Raw genomic sequence first — 19,564 nt, forward strand, 5'->3', positions numbered from 1 at the left:
CTTTATATATTTTATTAAAATAATTATAGAGTTTTATAAGTATTTGGTAACGGAAAGAAATGTTAGAGTTTAAAAATGCATTAAAAATTGGTGATTTAGAAGTTTTGAAAGCTAAGTTAGAGTCGGGGATTGATGTAAATGATAGAAGTGGAGAGTATAGATTTCCAATTCATAAAGCGACACTTTCTGGAAATTTAGAGATGGTGGAGCTGTTTCTTCAGTATGGAGCTGAATTGGATATTGTAGAACCTTTACAAGGAAACACATCAATCAATTTAGCTATTTTTAATAAAGATTTAGAGATGGTTAGACTCTTGAAAAGAAAAGGTGCAAACTTGAGTATAAAAAATAGTTGGGGAATGACATCATTAGAATATGCAATGTATTTAAAAAATAATATGGATTATCATGATATCTCTGAGATATTAGAGTTATTAAAATAAAATCTTAGAAGATAGAGCTTTTGTATTTAGTCCTATTCAATTGAAAAGTATTCATAGAAAGTTTTTTTCAGAACTTCTTTTAGATAGAGAGATTGAATTAAAGGATGTTAAAAATTTAAATAACTAAATCTTTTTAAATCTATCACCAGATGATAGATTTTTATTTTTTTTGTACTTTTTATTGACAGTTATAACAAAAAGTGATATAACTAGATCAAAGGAAAGCGGTTTCCTGAAAAGAAAGGAGTTTGTTGTGAAAATAGAAGATATTGCAAGAGAAGCAGGAGTATCTAAGGGAACTGTTTCAAAAATAATAAATGGTTATCCAAATATTTCTGAGGAGTTAAGAAAAAAAGTAAATGAAATTATTAAAAAAAACAATTTTGTCCCAAATAATTCAGCTAGAAATTTAGCGGGTAAAAAGAATAAAGTTATTGGACTTTTTATATATGATAAAGGAGAGTTAAAAACATCTGCTTTTTTCCAAAGTTTTGTAGGTATAGCCGTAGATGAAGCAGAAAAAAAAGGATATAGTGTGTTGTTGTCTATAATAAAATCAGATGAGATGTTTGAAAAAGTAAAAAATTTTTATGATAGTGGTGTTATAAATGGTGCTATTGTAATAGGAATGAAAAGTAATATAAAAGAGTTAGATGCAATTATAGAAAATGATTATAAAATTGCATTAATAGATTATTTAGATGTATGTTTAAATAAAAATACAATACTAATAAATTCAAATAACTCTTTTGGTGGAAGATTAGCGGCTGATTATCTAGTAAAAAAAGGATGTAAAGATTTACTGCATATATCTGGAGATTTAGATAAATTTGCTGGAAAAGAAAGGGTTAAGGGGTTTGAAGAATTTTGTCTTCAAAATAATATAAAATATAAAATTTTAGAAGCTAGTTTTAATGGCTTTCTTTCAAAAAATATTTTAAAAAAATATTTAGAAAAAAATAAAACTTTACCTGATGGAATATTTTGTGCTAATGATGAAACAGCAATAAATATAATTGAATACTTAAAGGAGAGTAATATAAATATATCTCAGTCTTTAAAAATTATAGGTTTTGATAATGTAGACTTATCAACATACATATCTCCGAAGCTGACGACAATAGATATAGATTTAAAAACTATGGCGATAAAAACAATAGAATATTTAACAGAAAAAATAGAAGATAAAAATAATAAAAAAATTTATAAATATGAATCAGAGATTGAATTAATTGAAAGAGAAAGTTGAAAACTAAAAAAAATACGGGGGTATAAAATGAAAAAAGAGTATAAATTTAAAAAAGACTTTTTCTGGGGTAGTGCTATTTCAGCTTTACAAACAGAAGGAGCTCATTTGGAAATGGGAAAAGGAAAAACAACATGGGATATTTGGATGGAGAAAGATCCAGATAGATTCTTTGGAGGAGAAGGAAACGCTGTTGCTGTAGATTTCATAAATTTTTATAAAGATGATATAAAGATGATGAAAGAAATAGGTCATAATTCATTTAGATTTTCGATAGCTTGGACTAGACTTATACCAAATCCTTTAACAGGAGAGATAAATGATGTAGCAGTTAAGTTCTATAATGATTTAATTGATGAACTTCTAGCAAATAAAATAGAGCCTTTTGTATGTTTATTCCACTTCGATATGCCTGCAGCTATGCAAGATTTGGGTGGATGGGAGTCGAAAGAGGTATTAAAATATTTTAATATTTATGCGAAAAAATGTTTCGAATTATTTGGAGATAAAGTTAAATATTGGTTTACTCATAATGAGCCGATTGTACCAATAGAAGGATGTTACTTATATAACTTTCATTATCCATTTATTAATGATTTTAAAAGAGGAGTTCAGGCAGCTTATAATACAATTCTTTCAAATGCAATTGTAATAAGAACATTTAAAGAGATGAAAGCTGAAGGAACTCTAAAAAATGATAGAGAGATTGGTATAATTCTAAGTCTTACTCCATCATACCCGAGAGATTTAAACAATCCTGAAGACCTAAAAGCTTCAAAAATATGTCACGATTTCTTTGTAAGAAGTTTCTTAGATCCTTGTGTTTTAGGAGAGTTTAATAAAGATTTAAATAAACTTTTAAAAGATCATAATCTTATGCCAGAATACAAAGAAGAAGAGTTATTAATAATCAAGGAGAATACAGTTGATTTCTTAGGAATTAATTATTATTTCCCAAGAAGAGTAAAAGCAAAAGAGATAAAAGATGAAAAAGTAACAGGACCACATTCATTCTATGATGATTATGAAATGCCTGGAAGAAAGTTTAATCAGGATAGAGGTTGGGAAATCTTTGAAAAAGGAGTTTACGATATTCTGATTGATATAAAGAATAACTATGGAAATATAAAATCATATATTTCTGAAAATGGTATGGGTAGACACGGTGGAGATGAAAGAGATACTGATGAAAATGGAAGTATAAATGACGATGCAAGAATTGAATTTGTAAAAGATCATTTAATAATGATAAATAACGCTATAGAGGAAGGTTCTAATTGTGTTGGATATCATATGTGGAGTTTAATGGATAACTGGTCAATGAGTAATGCATTTAAAAATAGATATGGGTTTTTATTTGTTGATAGAGAAAATGGATTAAAAAGAAAAATTAAAAAAAGTGGTTATTGGATGGCCGAAGTAGCTAAAAATAATAAAATTGTGGAGGTTGAGTAGGTGATGAATTACTTATCTTTTGATGTTGGGGGAACAAATACAAAGTTTGGAATTTTGAACGATAAAGGAGAGATTATTTTAAAAGATAAAATACCTACTCCAAAAGAAAAAGATGATTTTTTTAATAAAGTGAAAGAAATAGTAGTGGAATATGCTGATGAATATAAAATAAAAGGAATTGGATTTAGCATGCCTGGTATAATAGATGTCGAAAAAGGTTATACAGTAACTTCTGGAGCTTTATCAAGTCTTTATAATTGCTATATGAGAGATGAACTAGAAAAGCTTACAGGGTTAAAAGTTACATTGGAAAATGATGTGAACTGTGTTGCCTTAGCTGAAAAGTGGATTGGAAATGGTAAAGATGAAAAAAACTTTATCAGTATTGCAATTGGAACTGGGATAGGTGGAGCAGTTATAATAAATGACTCATTGTATAGAGGCTCTAAATATATGGCTGGAGAGTTTGGATTTATGTTGGCTAAAGATATAGAAAATGAAAATAGTAGAATGTCTACTTTAAGTTTAATAGCTTCAACTGCAACTGGAATAGTTGGAGCATATAAAGAACTCACAGGAAAAGATTTAAGTGGTGAAGAGATATCAAAACTTTGTAAAGAGAAAGAAACAAATGCTGTTAAAGTTTTTGATGAATTTTATAACTATATCGCTTCAGGAATTTTTAATTTAATATTTGCATTTGACCCGGAAAAAGTTCTTATTGGGGGAGCAATAAGCTCTGATAAGATGATTATGTCTGGAATAAAAAATAGAATAAATGAAATAAAGAAAATGAATCCTGATTTAAATAATCTAGAGTTTCCTAAAATTGAAGATTGCAAATTTAATAATGATTCAGGAATAATTGGTGCTGTTTATAATTTTATAAAAGAGAGAGAGGGTGAAAATGAAAAAAGATAAACTTTTAAAAATTATAGCTAATATGACTCTTAAAGAAAAGGTATTTCAATTGTTTCAACTGAACGGAGCGATGATTACTGACGATGCTGTTATATCAGGACCTATGCAGGAGATGAACTTAACAGAGGATATAATAAACAATATGGGATCTATACTTGGAGTATCGGGAGCTGAAAAAGCTATTGAGATTCAAAAAAAATATTTAGAAAAAAATAGACATGGTATACCTTTACTTATTTGTCACGATGTGATTCACGGACATAGAACAACCTTTCCTATCCCACTTGCACTTGGATGCTCTTGGGATTCTGAGGCTGTAAAAGAAGTTGCAAAAGTTTCAGGAGCTGAAGCTGCTGTAAGTGGTATTCATTGTAATTTTTCTCCTATGGTAGATCTAGTGAGAGATCCTAGATGGGGAAGAGTTATGGAGTCTACAGGAGAGGATCCATATTTAAATTCTATTCTAGGAAAAGCTTTTGTAGAAGGATATCAAGGGGAAAATTTAAAAGAGGATGTAGAAAGAGTTGCAGCTTGTGTAAAACATTTTGCAGCTTATGGAGCAACAGAAGGTGGTAGAGATTATAACACTGTTGATATTGGAATATCGACATTCTATGATATACATCTACCAGCGTATAAAGCAGCTATAGATGCTGGAGCAAAAACTGTAATGACATCATTTAATACAATAAATGGAGTACCTGCAACAGTTAATGAGTGGCTAATGAAAGATGTTTTAAGAAAAGAGCTATCTTTTGATGGAGTACTTTTCTCTGATTGGGGGGCTATTGGAGAGACAGTTGTTCATGGTTGCTCAGAAAATGGTAAAGATGCAGCTTATAAAGCTATGAAAGCTACTGTTGATGTAGATATGATGAGTGTAGAATATTTTGAACACTTAGAAGCTCTTGTTTTAGAAAAAAAGATAGATGAAAAGTATGTAGATGAAGCTGTATACAGAATCTTAGATTTAAAAGATGAGCTGGGGTTGTTTGAGAATCCATTTAGAGGAGCAGATACTGCTCGTGAAAAAGAGTTGCTGTTGTGTAAGAAACATAGAGAATCAAGTAGAGATATAGCCAGAAAATCTATGGTTTTATTAAAAAATGAAGCACAAGTTTTACCTTTGAAAGATAAACAGAAAATAGCTTTTGTAGGTCCATTTATTTCTAATAAGTCAATAAGAGGATTCTGGTCAGATTTAGGATTTGATAAAGATTCTATAACAATAGAAGAAGCAATACTTAATAGATTTGAGAGTAAAGATCAGTTTGTTATTTGTGGAAACCATAAAATAGAAATTGAGAGTTTTGAAGAGATTAGATCTACTGTAGAAAAAGCAAAAGAGTCAGATGTAATAGTAGTTGCTCTTGGAGAAGATCAAAATAGCTCAGGAGAGGGAAGGTGTCTCACAGATATAAGGTTACCAGGATTACAAGAGGAGCTTTTAAAAGAACTCTATAAAACAGGAAAAAAGGTAGTAGTAGTACTGTTTAATGGTAGGCCACTAGATTTAAGAGCTATTTTTGAAAATTCAGATGCTATTTTAGAAGCTTGGTTCCCAGGAGTAGAGGGTGGGAATGCTGTTCTAGATATTTTGTTTGGAAGTTACAATCCTGGTGGAAAGATAACTATGTCATTCCCGTATAGCGTTGGTCAAGTACCTATTCATTACAATCATTTTAAGACAGGTAGACCATCTGAAATAGCTGGTGCATTTTATAAATGTAGTTATTTAGATTCGCCGCATTGGGCAATGTTACCTTTTGGATATGGATTAAGCTACACTCAATTTCAGTATTCAAATTTTAAAATTTCAAAAGGAAAAATGATTAAAGGAAAAGAGGAATCTATTGAAGTTACAATAGATATTAAAAATACAGGATTGTATAATGGTGAAGAGATTGTACAGCTTTATATACAGGATGAGTTTGGAAGTAGAGTTAGACCGGTAAAAGAGTTAAAGGGGTTTAAAAAAGTATTTCTTAAACAAAATGAAGAGAAAGAAATAAAATTTATAATAAATGAAGAAATGTTAAAGTTTTATACAATTGAAAATAAAATAGATTCAGAAGTCGGAAGGTTTAAGGTTTTTGTAGGAACTAATTCAGCTGAAAAAAATAGTTTAGAATTTGAGTTAATAAAATAAAAAACTACGGGGAGGCTTTAAAATGAAAAGAAAGATATTCGGTTTATTAAGTATTATTATTGCTAGTACAACGGTTTTAGCTAGTAATGAGGTAGAGTCTAGAGATGAATTAATAAGTTTGGGGAAACAATTTGATTCATTTGAATTTCATGGATATTTTAGAACTGGGTCAGATGGAAATTTAGATGATAGCTTTAAGAAGGTTTATGATAAAAATAAGAACCTTATTGGTAGATGGGGAAATGAGTATGACTCTTTTACAGCGTTTAATTTTTCAAATACTTTTAGAATGCAGAATGGAGCTTGGGCAAAATTATTTGTTGAATTAGATAATTGGAACTCATCTTTAGATATAAGTTCTGATATAAATTTAGCAAGTGCAAAAATTGAGATGGGAAAAATACCTGGTTTTGCAGGAGCTTTCGAGGAATCGGTAATAATAGCAGGAAAGCAAGGTTGGGATAATAGAGCTGTAGATATGACTGATTATTTTTATCAAGATATAGATGCAGTTGGATTGGGAATTAATGGAGTTAAGCTAGGAAAAGGAAGTTTGGGATTATCTTATTTAACAGCGGAGTTTGAAGATAAAACAGATAGATATTATCGTCCATCTTTAGATAATTATCCTCCATACTCTGAAGTAAAGAATATAGAAACTTCGGATTCTATAAGAGCAATAAAAGCTACATATGGGTTAGGAGATTTCACTGTTGAGGGTATGTACGCTCATGCTCCAGATCATGATTCAGTTAAGTTTTTATGCGAAGAGTCCGAGGATGAAACTATTTATAGTAGAGAAACGGCCGATGAAGGAATTTATTTAGCTTTATACCATAACCCTCAAAATTATTACGGAAAGCAAGGATGGGGACAACACTATATTCAATATGGAACAGGTCTTTTAGGAGGATCAGGTTTAGGAAGATTAAATACAGCTGGAAATATGTTGGCACATAAAGATTCGGAAGCTTTCCAAATTGGTACCGGTGGTGGAATGAATTTAACAGAAAAACTATCAATTATGACAGCGTTAAGATTCATAGTTGCTGATAATGTAGATGCAAGAGAGTATAATGTGACTGACTCAGTGAAATCAGAGTATTTAAAAGAGCAAAAAGAATTAGGGTTTTCTATAAGACCTTCATATTCGATAAATTCATCTTTAGATTTTTGGATTGAAGCTGGTTTAGCTGAAGTAAATTCAAAAATGTATAATGAAAAAGAAGAACAAAAAATAATATGGAAAATTTCAGCAGGACCTCAATTGAAATTAAATTTTGGAGTTGCTGAAACAGCGGTAAGAGCTTATGTTACTTATTATAATGAAGATATAGAAATTAAAGAGAATGGAGATAAACAAAAGAAAAAGCAGGATGATATAGTTGCAGGATTCCAAATGTCAGTTTGGTGGTAAATTTTTTTTAGAAAACTAAGAAACCGTTTTCTTAAAAAGTTATATCTTTGACAAAAAGAAAATGAAGGAGAAAAAATATGAAATTTAATAAAATAGTATCAATTATTTCCTTAATGATGATGACATTTTTCTTAATAGCTTGTAAAGGGAAAGATGATAAATCCATTTCAACTGATAATGGAAGCAACAAAATTATAGTATGGACATTTAATGAAGATTTAAAATATATGGCAGAAAAATATAAAGAGATTTATAAAGATAAAGAAGTAGAAGTTGTAATAATAGAAGCAAACGATTACTTTATAAAAACTAATAGTGCTTTAAGAGGAAGATCTACAGTTCCAGATATTTTAGTTGGAGAAGCAGATTGGATAATTCCATTTTATGAAGCCGGATATTTTGAAGATCTTTCTTCAAGTCCATATAATGCAGATGATTTTAAAGATAAAATTATAGATTATGTATATGAGGTTGGATTGGATAAGGACAAAACAGTAAGAGCTTTAGCTTATCAAACAACACCAGGAGGAATATATTATCGTAGAGATTTAGCCAAAAAAGTTTGGGGAAATGATGATCCTGAATTTGTAGGACAAAAATTTTCATCTCTGTCAGAAATAAAAAAAACTGCAACAGAACTAAATAACTATGGAATAAAGATATTTCCGGATATGGGGAGTTTGAGATATTTCTCGATGGGAGAAAATAGAGATGCTTGGGTAATAGATAATGATGTAACATTAAGTGAAAATAGGTTGAATTACTTTGATATTACAAAAGGAATATATGACAATAAAGAGGTAGCATTTGCAAGTGAGTGGAGCCCTGGATGGTATGCAGGTATGAATGGGTCAATTCCATATAATGCTAATGGAAAAGAGGAGATGGTTGATGTATTCGGCTATTCATTACCAACTTGGGGTATGATATTCTTTCGTAATAGTGGAAAAGATATGGCAGGAAATTGGGGAATTACAACAGGACCAAACCCATATATATGGGGAGGAACTTTTATTGGAATTAATAAATATAGTAAAAATAAAAAATCAGCTTGGGAATTTTTAAAATTTGTAACTTTAAATGAAGATACATTGACTTGGTGGTCTAAATCGAGAGGAGATGTTGTAGCTTACTTACCTGTTTTAGAAAAAATGGAAGATGAAGAAAATGGATATTTAGGTGGACAAAAAACATATAAATTTTGGACAGAGCAAGCTCAAAAAGTAGATTATTCAAAAGTTACAAAGTATGATAGAGAAATTGAAAAATATTTTATACAAGCAGTAGGGGCTTATCAAGAAGGAAAAATGACCAAAGAGAAGGCTATAAGAGAGTTTTATCGTAATGTTAAAACAATTTATCCTGAATTAAACGTTCCAAATAACAAACAATAGATTTGAAGGGGAGGATTAGATTCATGCAAGGAAATAAAAAGTTGAGCAAGTATGGGATTATATTTATATTACCCTTCTTGATAGTTTATTTACTATTTAATATATATCCGATATTAAGAACATTGTACCTAAGTTTTACAAATTTTAGAGGATATGGAGAAGCTACATTCATAGGTATACAGAATTATTCGAGATTAGTTTCGGACGATATGTTTATTCAATCGTTTTTTAATACATTAAAAATATGGGGATTAAATATAGTTGTCCAACTTGGGATGGCTTTAGGGTTAACTATTATTTTTAGTGATATTCGTTATAAAGTCAAAGGGTTAAGTGTATATCGTGCTATTTTCTTTTTACCTAACTTAATTGCAACAGCATCAGTAGCATTATTATTTCAAAGATTACTGGATTGGCAATATGGACCAGTTAATCAAATTCTTTTAAATTCTGGAGTAATAGATAAACCTATAAATTGGTTTGGAGAACCTACAAGTGCTATAGTTATAGTATCTCTTATAGGGGCATGGATGTGGTTTGGAAATTCATTTATAGTTCTGATGGCTGGAGTTCAAGGAATATCTAAAGATTATTATGAGGCAGCAGATATTGATGGAGCTTCTAGACTACAGGTTTTAAGATATATAACAATTCCTTTGCTGAAACCTGTTTTGATTTATGTAGGGATAACATCTTTAATTGGAGGGTTACAAATATTTGATTTACCATTCTTGATAACTGATGGAATAGGAGCACCAAGAGGGGCTTTAAATACAATGGTTATGTATTTGTATAATACGATGTTTAGATACAGCAATGTTGGATATGCAGCAGCAATAGCATATGGTATTTTCTTTATAATTATAGGGTTCTCACTAGTATTATTTAAATTTGTGAATAAAAAAGAAAAGGAAGTGAGAAGTTAAATGAAAATAGAAAAAATAAATAAGATCTTATTATATATATCTTTATTTTTATTGGTAGTTGTTTGTATTTTACCTTTTTATATGGTTATGATTAACTCTACTCGTTCAAGCCAAGAAATTATATCTGGATTTTCATTGGTTCCTGGAAAGTCTCTTATGAACAATTGGAGGCAGATAAAAGTTTACTTTGATCTTTTCAGAGGTATGAAAAATAGTATTTTTATATCAGTGTCAGTGACACTTTTAACTTCTTATTTTTCAGCATTAACAGCTTATTCATTTGTTGTGTATAATTTTAAAGGTAAAAAAATAATTTTAGGAACAATAGTTTCGTTGATGATGGTTCCAGGGCAGCTTGGATTAATTGGGTTTTATGAACTTATAGTAGCTATGAGATTAGTTGATTCATATATACCTTTAATAATACCTGCAATAGCAAGTCCGTTTGCGGTATTTTTTCTTAGACAATACTTGATATCAGTTTTACCAATGTCGATAGTAGAGGCAGCAAGAATTGATGGAGCTAGTGAGCTACAGATATTTCATAAAATAGTAATTCCAATAATGCTACCAGGTATAGCAACAAATGGTATTTTTACATTTATTGGTTCATGGAATAGCTATCTACTTCCACTTGTAGTATTATTGTCACCAGAAAAGTTTACGTTACCTCTACTTATGGGTTATTTAAAAGGTGCAGTAGATATAACACTAAATATGGGTGCATCTTATTTAGCGATTGCAACTTCAATTTTACCAATTATGTTAGCTTATATATTTTTCTCTAGATATATAATTAATAGTGTCTCAGCAGGTGCAGTAAAAGAATAGAATAAAAAAATGGAGAAGATTATAAATATCCTCTCCATTTTTTTATACATGCAAGACATTCGTTACATTTTGTTTAATCTACTGAGTATAACTTTCCTTTTGAAATATATTTGTTTGAAAAAAAATCGATTCTAATTCCTGGTCTATTATGAAGTGTAAAAGCTTGAATACTAAAAATAACACTTTTTCTAAAAAAATGTTATAATTGATTTGCTATATTTTAAATAGGGGAGTGGTGTGTATGATTAGTGGTAAAGGTATTATTATAATGCAAAATATAATGGAAAATAACGGTGAAAAAAGTATAAAAATAATTTCGGATGAATTAGAAATGGGAGAAAGAGCTGTAAGATATGAAATTGAAAAAATTGAAGAATATTTAAATGATAATTATAAATTAAAAGATTTTTCAAATATACAGTTATGTAAAGGAGTAGTTAAATTAAGAAATATTGAAATTATAAAAAATGTATTAAAAGAAAATTATAATATAAAATTTTTATCTTCTAGTGAAAGAGAGCTATATATCCTTTTGCAAATTCTATTTAAAAGATCTATAAATCAAGGTAAATTAGCAGAAAAATTAGATGTTAGTAGAAATACATTAAAGTTATATATAAAGAATATAAAAGATTTATTGAAAAACTATAGTTTAGGGTTAGAAATTTCTGCTAAAAAAGGGTTGGTATTAGTTGGAGAAGAGGAAAGTATAAGGCTTTGTACGTTGTCATTCTTTGGAGTTTTAAAAAATTTAAAAAACTCTTTATTTAAAGAAATTATTAATAAAGAGATATATTTAGATGAAAAAGGAATTGTTGCATTTATAAATTATTGTCAAAAATTAATGAATAGAATAATTTCAGATGAGGCTTTTGAAATAATTAAAAAATATTTAAAAATGACAATAATAATGTATAAAGATGGAAATAGTATTAAAAAAATTAAAAATGAAAATTTTTTAGAAGAAACAGAAGAGTATAAAGCTGTAAAAAAAGCAAGTGCATTAATAGAATCAAACTATGATATTGAATTGTCAAGAATAGAATATTTAAAAATAACAGATTTCTTTTTAGGAAGTCATACATATAATCAAAATTATTCATACTATGAAAATTGGGTAGAGATGGAAGTTTTGATTAAAAAACTTATTCAAAATTTTAATAAAAGAATAGATGTAGATATATCGAAGGATGATTTTCTTCTAGAAGGATTACTAAACCATTTAAAACCGACTATTTATAGAATTAAGAATGGAATTCAATTAGAAAATTCAATCTATTTAGAAGTACTAGAGAGTTATCCTAATCTTTTTAAAATAACAAAAGAGGTTTTAGCAGAGCTAGAGAATTATGTGGGACAAGATTTTTCAAATGACGAGATAGCATTTATAACAATTCATTTTAAATCGTCTTTAGACAGGAATAGAGTTGTTACAAAAGATAAGAAAAGAGTTTTGTTAGTGTGTGGTATGGGATATGGGACTTCGAAACTTTTAGCTCAACAATTGAAAGAGTTATTTTCAATAGATATTATTGATATCATACCTAAACATGCATTAGCAACAAGTCTAAACAAAAATGAGATAGATATAATAATAACAACGGTAGATTTAGAGGTTCCAGATAAAATAACTCCAATATTAAAAGTAAAACCTATATTATCTACTGAAAATATAAACTTATTAAAAAATAATGGGTTTGAAAAACGTAATAAAAAATACCTTTTATCTGACTTTATAAATGAAATACAAAAAAATTGTACAATAAATGATAAGGGAAGTATGATTGAATCTCTAAAAAATATTTTAAACTCAAATTTGATTGATGATATTTCGCCAAATAAAATTACAATTTTTGACATGTTAAATAAAAAACAAATATCTTTAGGAGAAATTGCTAAAGATTGGGAAGAGGCGGTAAGAAAAGCTGGAAATCTTCTATTAGAGGGTAATTGTATAGATGAAAGTTATGTTGAAGATATGATTAAATGTATAAAAAATTACGGTAGTTACATGGTTATGGGTAAGAATATTGCTTTTCCTCATGCAAAAAATGACAACAATGTAAATAAAACAGCTTTCTCAATAGTTACCTTAAAAAATAGCGTTTTATTCCCTGGAGAGATACCAGTGAGAACTATAATCGCTTTTAGTTCAAAGGATAACAAAGAGCATTTGGATAGTTTTTTAGAGATAGTTGATGAGATTGAGAAACCAGGCTTTAGTGTTGAAAAATTTGTAAAAAAATTTTGAATAAAATAGGTTCTTTTTTATATTGAAAAAATAAAATATACTTTTAACATAAACGAAAACACAACAATCTGGAGGTAAAAAGTATGTCAAAAATTAGTAAAATAACTAGAGAATCTTGGATATTAAGCACATTCCCAGAGTGGGGAACATGGTTAAATGAAGAAATTGAAAATGAAAATGTTGTACCTGGAACAGTGGCAATGTGGTGGCTTGGATGTACTGGACTTTGGATAAAAACAGAAGGTAATACAAATTTATGTATAGACCTTTGGGTAAAAACAGGAAAAAAATCTGGTAAAAACGCTCTTATGAAGCATCAACATCAACACCAAAGAATGATAGGATGTAAAGCACTACAACCAAATTTAAGAAATGTCCCTTGTGTAATAGATCCATTCGGGATAAAAGAAGTAGATGCAATTTTATCAACTCACGATCATGGAGATCATATCGATGAAAACGTAGCAGCAGCAGTTATGCAAAATTGTGATTCTTCAGTTCCGTTTATTGGACCTCAAGCATGTGTTGATTTATGGGTGAGCTGGGGAGTTCCAGAGGATAGATGTATTGTGGTAAAACCAGGTGATGTAGTAAAAATTAAAGATACAGAAATTGTTGCTTTAGATTCTTTTGATAGAACAGAGTTAGTTACAGCTCCAGAGGGAGTAATTTTAAAAGATAAAATGCCACAAGATATGGATAAACTAGCTGTAAACTACTTGATAAAAACTCCAGCAGGAAATATATATCATAGTGGAGACTCTCATTATTCTAACTACTATGCAAAACATGGAAATGATCACAAAATAGATGTTGCTTTAGGATCTTATGGGGAAAATCCTAGAGGAATGACAGATAAAATGACATCTGTAGATATGTTAAGAATGGCTGAATGTTTAAATACTCAAGTTGTAATTCCAATTCATCATGATATTTGGACAAACTTTAAAGCTGATCCAAAAGAGATATTATATCTATGGAATATGAGAAAAGATAAATTACAATATAAATTCAAACCATTCTTATGGGAGGTTGGTGGAAAATTCATATGGCCGTTAGATAAAGATAGATTAGAATATATGTACGACAGAGGATTCCATGATGCTTTTGTAATAGAACCTGATCTGCCATTTAAATCGATGCTTTAAGATTTATAAAAAATATAAATTATAGAGGAGGAGAAGTATGGGAGTGTTCACAATTTTTGAATTTTTCGTAAATAATATATTAACAAAACCTGAGTTCTTTGTAGGGATTTTAGTATTTATAGGTTATCTTTTACTGAAAAAACCGTTTTATCAAGCTTTTTCAGGCTTTATAAAAGCAACTGTAGGATATATGATATTAAATGTTGGTGCAGGTGGACTTGTATCAACGTTTAGACCAATCTTAGCTGGATTAAATGATAGATTTGGATTAAATGCAGCTGTAATAGATCCATATTTTGGATTAAATGCAGTTAATAGTGCCTTAGAATCTATTGGACTTACAACATCTTGGACAATGATAGCACTATTGATAGGTTTTACCTTAAATATTATACTTGTTTTATTCAGAAAATATACAAAAATAAGAACTCTTTTTATAACAGGACATATTATGGTTCAACAAGCGACTACAGCAACGTGGATAATCTTCTATGCTTTTCCTCAATATAGAAATGCAACTGGTGCAGTAATGATTGGTCTTTTTGTTGGAACATATTGGGCTGTTGCAACAAATTTAACTGTTGGAGCAACACAAAGGTTAACGGATGGTGCGGGATTTGTAATCGGTCATCAACAGATGTTTGCGATTTGGGCAACAGATAAAATTGCTCCAAAACTTGGAGATGCAAGCAAAAAATTAGATGATTTGAAACTGCCTGAATGGTTATCAATTTTCCATGATAATATTGTTGCCACAGGAACTCTAATGATTATTTTCTTCGGAACTATTTTAGGAATATTAGGTGAAGATTATATGAGAGTAGCAGATGCTAGGAATTTTGGAGCTAGTTTAAATTTTGTTACATATATAGTGTCAAAATCTTTATTCTTCTCTGTTTATTTAGCTATTTTAATGACTGGAGTAAGAATGTTCGTAAGTGAATTAACAGAATCTTTCCAAGGTATTTCAAATAGAATTTTACCGGGAGTTATGCCGGCGGTAGATTGTGCAGCAGCGTATGGATTTGGATCTGCAAATGCAGTATTGTTCGGATTTATCTTTGGAGCATTAGGACAATTCCTTGCAATTGCGGGATTGTTAATCTTTAAATCTCCAATTTTAATAATAACAGGATTTGTACCAGTATTCTTTGATAATGCAACAATAGCAATATTTGCTGAAAAAAGAGGTGGAGTTAAAGCTGCAATGATTTTACCGTTCATATCTGGAATACTTCAAGTTTTACTTGGAGGGGTAGCAGTAGCTTTATTTAAACTGCAAGGTTTTGGAGGATGGCACGGAAATATAGATCAGAGTACACTTTGGGTTGGACAAGGATTCTTAATGAATAATTTTGGTTTAATAGGCTATGCTATTTGTATAGTTGGAATGTTAATAATACCGATAATTCAATATAGAAAAGTTAATAATCATGAGCTTTATTTTAATAATGAAGTGGAAATGTTTGATGATGAGATTTTAGAGGCTAGCTATTAAAAAATGGAGGTAAGGTTATGATAAAGTTATTAGCTGTTTGTGGAAATGGAATGGGAACAAGTATGATGATGAAAATAAAAGCCAAGGGAATATTAGATAAACATAAAATACAAAATACATGTGAGAATTGTAGTATAGGTCAAGCAAAAACAGCTACATCTATGTATGACATTGTTATTGCTTCGACACATTTAGCTTCACAACTAAATCCAAGTGCAAAAACAAAAGTAATTGCTTTAAAAAATATATTAGATGTAAAAGAGATGGAAGCAAGAATACTGGAAATTTTAAAATAAATAAAAAAAGGAGCGGAGATATTCTGCTCCTAATTTTTTAAAAAGGAGTAACAATATGAATCTAAAAAGTTCTTTAATAGAAAATAATTCAATAGCGATTGGACAGGCAGCAACTTCGTGGAAAGAAGCAATTAAAATATCTACAGATTTACTTGTAAAATCTGGAGCTATTGAGGAAAGATATTATGATGATATTATAAAAAAAACAATAGAATATGGACCATATTATATAATTATGCCAGAGGTTGCAATGCCACATGCAAGACCTGAATCAGGAGTAATAAGAGATAGTTTTAGCCTAGTTACTTTAAAGGAACCTGTTTTCTTTGGTGAGGATGTAGGTTATGTAAGTATATTGATTACTTTAGCGGCAACAAGTTCTGATAATCATAATGAGTTTGGATTAGTACAAGTTGCAGATCTGTTTGAAGATGAAGAAAACATATTGAAAATTAAAAATGCTAAAACAAAAGAAGAAATTTTAAAACTAATTTAATTATAAATTATATTATTAGGAGGATTTAAAATGAGACCATTATTACAAGTAGCTTTAGATAACAATACATTAAGTGATGCATTAAAATCAATAAGTCTTTTAGGGGATGTAGTTGACGTAATAGAGGCTGGAACTATTTTATGTTTACAAGAAGGTATGGAAGCTGTTAGATGTTTAAGAGCTCTTTATCCTGAAAAAACTATTTTAGCAGATACTAAATGTGCAGATGCAGGTGGAACAGTTGCGAAAAATTGTAAAATAGCAGGAGCAGATTGGATGACGGTTATATGTTCGGCAACAATTCCAACTATGAAGGCAGCATTAAAAGAGATTGATGATTTACAAGTTGAATTATATGGAGATTGGACATATGATCATGCGAGACAGTGGAAAGAGGCTGGCTTATCTCAAGTTGTGTATCATCAAAGTAGAGATGCTCTTTTAGCTGGAGAGACTTGGGGCCAAAAAGATTTAGAAAAAGTACAAAAATTGATTGAGATGGGATTCAAAGTATCTGTAACAGGTGGATTAGAATTAGATACATTAAAACTGTTTAAAGGTATGGATATTTATTGCTTTATAGCAGGAAGATCTTTAAGAGATGCGGAATGTCCTAAAAAAGAGGCTCAAAGATGGCAAGAAGAGATTTTAAAAATTTGGGGGTAAAAGTATGTATAGTTTAGAGAAATTTCCTTTAGGAATATATGAAAAAGCTCTTCCTAAAGATATGAGTTGGAGAGAACGATTAAAATATGCAAAAGACTTAGGATTTGATTTTGTTGAAATTTCAATAGATGAAACAGATGAAAGGTTATCTAGATTAGATTGGTCTTTAGACGAAAGAAAAGAGTTTGTAAGTGCTATTTTAGAAACCGGAATGAGAGTTCCATCTATGTGTTTTAGTGGTCATAGAAGATTTCCACTTGGCAGTGAAAATAGTGAAACTAGAAAAAAATCTTTGGAGCTTATGAAAAAAGCTATCCAACTAGCAGTTGATTTAGGAATTAGAAATATACAGATGGCAGGATACGATGTTTACTATGAAGCTGGAAATGAAAAAACAAGAGAGCTTTATATAGATGGCATGAAACAATCTTTAAAATGGGCAGAGCAAGCCAACGTAATGTTATCAATTGAAATTATGGATCATTCATTTATGAGTTCAATAACTAAATATTTAGAATTTGATAAAATTTTAAACTCTCCATTCTTAACAGTTTATCCAGATATTGGAAATTTATCTGCATGGGGAAACAATGTTAGAGAAGAGATTTTGAAAGGAAAAAATAAAATAAGTGCAATTCATTTAAAAGATACCTTAGCTGTTACAGAATCTTTCCCCGGAAAATTTAAAGAGGTTCCTTTTGGAAATGGCTGTGTAGATTTTATTGAGTTTTTTAAACTTTTAGAAGAGATAGATTATAATGGTCCATTATTAATAGAGATGTGGACAGAAAAATCTGACAATCCATTAAAAGAGATTCAAAATGCGAAGAGATGGATAGAAAATAAAATGAGAGAAGGAGGTTTCAGATGTTAGAGGAGCTAAAAAAGAGAGTTTTAAAAGCAAACTTAGAGTTACCTAAAAAAGGATTGATTACATATACATGGGGAAATGTGAGTGAAATTGATAGAGAGAAAAATCTAGTTGTAATAAAACCAAGTGGAGTAGAGTATGATAATATGACTATAGATGACTTAGTTGTTGTAGACTTAGATGGAAACGTAGTAGAAGGTCATCTAAAACCTTCTTCGGATACACCAACTCATTTAGCTCTTTATAAAAATTTTCCTAATATAGGTGGTGTTGTTCATACACATTCAAGTTGGGCTACAATTTGGTCTCAAGCAGGGAAATCTATTCCTGCTTATGGAACAACACATGCTGATTATTTCTATGGGGATATTCCTTGTACAAGAAAAATGAAAAAAACAGAAATAGAAGGAGAGTATGAGTTTGAAACTGGAAAAGTTATAATAGAGACATTTAATGAAAATGGACTAAATCCAGATTATACTCCAGCGGTTTTAGTAAATTCTCATGGTCCATTTGCTTGGGGAAAAGATGCAGAAGATGCAGTTCACAATGCTGTAGTTTTAGAAGAATTAGCTAAAATGGCATATAATACTGAGAATTTGAATAGAGAAGTAGAAAGAATGCAGAATGAACTTTTAGATAAACATTTTTTAAGAAAACATGGAAAAAATGCATACTATGGTCAAACTACGGAGGCTAATTAAATGAAAATATTTATAGATACTGCAAACGTTAACGAAATAAGAGAGGCTAATGATATGGGTGTGATTTGTGGTGTAACTACAAATCCAAGTTTAATAGTAAAAGAGGGAAGAGATTTCAAAGAGGTTATAAAAGAGATAACAGAGATTGTAGATGGACCAATAAGTGCAGAGGTAATCTCTTTAGAGGCAACTAAAATGGTAGAGGAAGCTATTCCTTTGACAGAGATTCACAAAAATATAGTTATTAAACTTCCAATGACAATAGAAGGGTTGAAAGCTTGTAAAAAGTTGACGGAGATGGGAGTAAAAACAAATGTAACACTTATTTTCTCTGTTTCTCAAGCTCTTTTAGCTGCAAGAGCTGGAGCTACATACGTAAGTCCATTTTTAGGTAGACTTGACGATGTAGGATCAGACAGCGTAACTTTAATTGCAGAGATTGCAGAAATATTCCAAAACCATGGATTAAATACAGAAATTATTGCAGCAAGTATTAGAAACCCTTGGCATGCAAAAGAAGCTGCTTTAGCAGGAGCGCATATAGGAACAATACCTTACTCAACAATTATTGCTATGACAAAACATGAATTGACAGATAAGGGAATTGAAAGATTTTTAAAAGATTGGGAGAATGCAAAAAACTAAGCTATATTTAAGGGAGAGAGTTGATGAAAGTAAGAGATGTTAAGCTTGTAGAAGATAAAGCACGTGAAATAAGAAAAGATATTGTTCAAATGATTTGTAAATCAAAATCAGGGCATCCAGGAGGATCATTATCAGCGGCGGATATTATGACTGCACTATATTTTTCAGAGATGAATATAGATCCTAAAAATCCTAAGATGGAAGGAA

At 30.0% G+C, this 19,564-nt stretch carries 18 protein-coding genes and 1 pseudogene; all 19 read left to right on the forward strand.

Annotation, left to right across the window (positions count from 1 at the left end; genetic code table 11):
* Nucleotides 1-59: 59 nt before the first annotated feature.
* On the forward strand, nucleotides 60-443 hold the full coding sequence (locus Q0O83_RS10710; RefSeq protein WP_294096969.1) for an ankyrin repeat domain-containing protein: 384 nt from the start codon (nucleotides 60-62) through the stop codon (nucleotides 441-443).
* Between the two features lie 253 nt (nucleotides 444-696).
* Nucleotides 697-1,692, forward strand: coding sequence for a LacI family DNA-binding transcriptional regulator (locus tag Q0O83_RS10715; protein WP_294096971.1), 996 nt, complete (start codon nucleotides 697-699; stop codon nucleotides 1,690-1,692).
* A gap of 27 nt (nucleotides 1,693-1,719) precedes the next feature.
* On the forward strand, nucleotides 1,720-3,144 hold the full coding sequence (locus Q0O83_RS10720) for a glycoside hydrolase family 1 protein (RefSeq protein ID WP_294096973.1): 1,425 nt from the start codon (nucleotides 1,720-1,722) through the stop codon (nucleotides 3,142-3,144).
* 3 nt (nucleotides 3,145-3,147) lie between these two features.
* Complete coding sequence (locus Q0O83_RS10725) at nucleotides 3,148-4,065, forward strand: ROK family protein (protein ID WP_294097005.1); 918 nt, start codon at nucleotides 3,148-3,150, stop codon at nucleotides 4,063-4,065.
* The gene (gene bglX, locus Q0O83_RS10730; protein ID WP_294096975.1) at nucleotides 4,052-6,214 is read left to right on the forward strand and encodes a beta-glucosidase BglX; all 2,163 of its coding nucleotides are present in this window, start codon (nucleotides 4,052-4,054) and stop codon (nucleotides 6,212-6,214) included. The genes Q0O83_RS10725 and bglX overlap by 14 nt, the downstream gene beginning before the upstream one ends.
* Nucleotides 6,215-6,236: 22 nt before the next feature.
* Entirely contained in the window at nucleotides 6,237-7,631 is a 1,395-nt protein-coding gene (locus Q0O83_RS10735) for a carbohydrate porin (RefSeq protein WP_294096978.1), read from the forward strand.
* A 77-nt stretch (nucleotides 7,632-7,708) separates the two neighbouring features.
* Nucleotides 7,709-9,025 carry an extracellular solute-binding protein gene (locus Q0O83_RS10740; RefSeq protein WP_294096980.1) on the forward strand — a complete coding sequence of 439 codons (1,317 nt, stop codon included), beginning with the start codon at nucleotides 7,709-7,711 and terminating at the stop codon, nucleotides 9,023-9,025.
* Between the two features lie 23 nt (nucleotides 9,026-9,048).
* Nucleotides 9,049-9,951: a sugar ABC transporter permease gene (locus tag Q0O83_RS10745; RefSeq protein WP_294096982.1), complete on the forward strand. Its 903-nt coding sequence runs from the start codon at nucleotides 9,049-9,051 to the stop codon at nucleotides 9,949-9,951.
* A complete protein-coding gene (locus tag Q0O83_RS10750) occupies nucleotides 9,952-10,782 on the forward strand; it encodes a carbohydrate ABC transporter permease (RefSeq protein WP_294096984.1) in 831 nt (276 codons plus the stop codon).
* A 241-nt stretch (nucleotides 10,783-11,023) separates the two neighbouring features.
* Nucleotides 11,024-13,033, forward strand: a complete 2,010-nt coding sequence (locus tag Q0O83_RS10755) for a BglG family transcription antiterminator (protein ID WP_294096986.1) — start codon at nucleotides 11,024-11,026, stop codon at nucleotides 13,031-13,033.
* An 83-nt stretch (nucleotides 13,034-13,116) separates the two neighbouring features.
* Entirely contained in the window at nucleotides 13,117-14,181 is a 1,065-nt protein-coding gene (ulaG, locus tag Q0O83_RS10760) for an L-ascorbate 6-phosphate lactonase (protein WP_294096988.1), read from the forward strand.
* A gap of 37 nt (nucleotides 14,182-14,218) precedes the next feature.
* A complete protein-coding gene (locus Q0O83_RS10765; RefSeq protein ID WP_294096990.1) occupies nucleotides 14,219-15,679 on the forward strand; it encodes a PTS ascorbate transporter subunit IIC in 1,461 nt (486 codons plus the stop codon).
* A gap of 17 nt (nucleotides 15,680-15,696) precedes the next feature.
* Nucleotides 15,697-15,975, forward strand: coding sequence for a PTS sugar transporter subunit IIB (locus Q0O83_RS10770; RefSeq protein WP_294096992.1), 279 nt, complete (start codon nucleotides 15,697-15,699; stop codon nucleotides 15,973-15,975).
* 55 nt (nucleotides 15,976-16,030) lie between these two features.
* A complete protein-coding gene (locus Q0O83_RS10775) occupies nucleotides 16,031-16,471 on the forward strand; it encodes a PTS sugar transporter subunit IIA (RefSeq protein ID WP_294096994.1) in 441 nt (146 codons plus the stop codon).
* 30 nt (nucleotides 16,472-16,501) lie between these two features.
* Nucleotides 16,502-17,137 carry a 3-keto-L-gulonate-6-phosphate decarboxylase UlaD gene (locus tag Q0O83_RS10780; RefSeq protein ID WP_294096997.1) on the forward strand — a complete coding sequence of 212 codons (636 nt, stop codon included), beginning with the start codon at nucleotides 16,502-16,504 and terminating at the stop codon, nucleotides 17,135-17,137.
* A gap of 4 nt (nucleotides 17,138-17,141) precedes the next feature.
* Nucleotides 17,142-18,011 (forward strand): L-ribulose-5-phosphate 3-epimerase, encoded by an 870-nt coding sequence (locus tag Q0O83_RS10785; protein ID WP_294096999.1) that lies wholly within the window; start codon nucleotides 17,142-17,144, stop codon nucleotides 18,009-18,011.
* A complete protein-coding gene (gene araD, locus Q0O83_RS10790; protein WP_294097001.1) occupies nucleotides 18,005-18,712 on the forward strand; it encodes an L-ribulose-5-phosphate 4-epimerase in 708 nt (235 codons plus the stop codon). Before Q0O83_RS10785 ends, araD begins: the two co-directional genes overlap by 7 nt.
* Entirely contained in the window at nucleotides 18,713-19,357 is a 645-nt protein-coding gene (gene fsa / locus Q0O83_RS10795; RefSeq protein ID WP_294097003.1) for a fructose-6-phosphate aldolase, read from the forward strand.
* A gap of 23 nt (nucleotides 19,358-19,380) precedes the next feature.
* Nucleotides 19,381-19,564, forward strand: a pseudogene (locus tag Q0O83_RS10800) (transketolase); the annotation flags it as partial.

The sequence above is a fragment of the uncultured Cetobacterium sp. genome (assembly GCF_945952365.1).
Taxonomy (GTDB): Bacteria; Fusobacteriota; Fusobacteriia; order Fusobacteriales; family Fusobacteriaceae; genus Cetobacterium_A.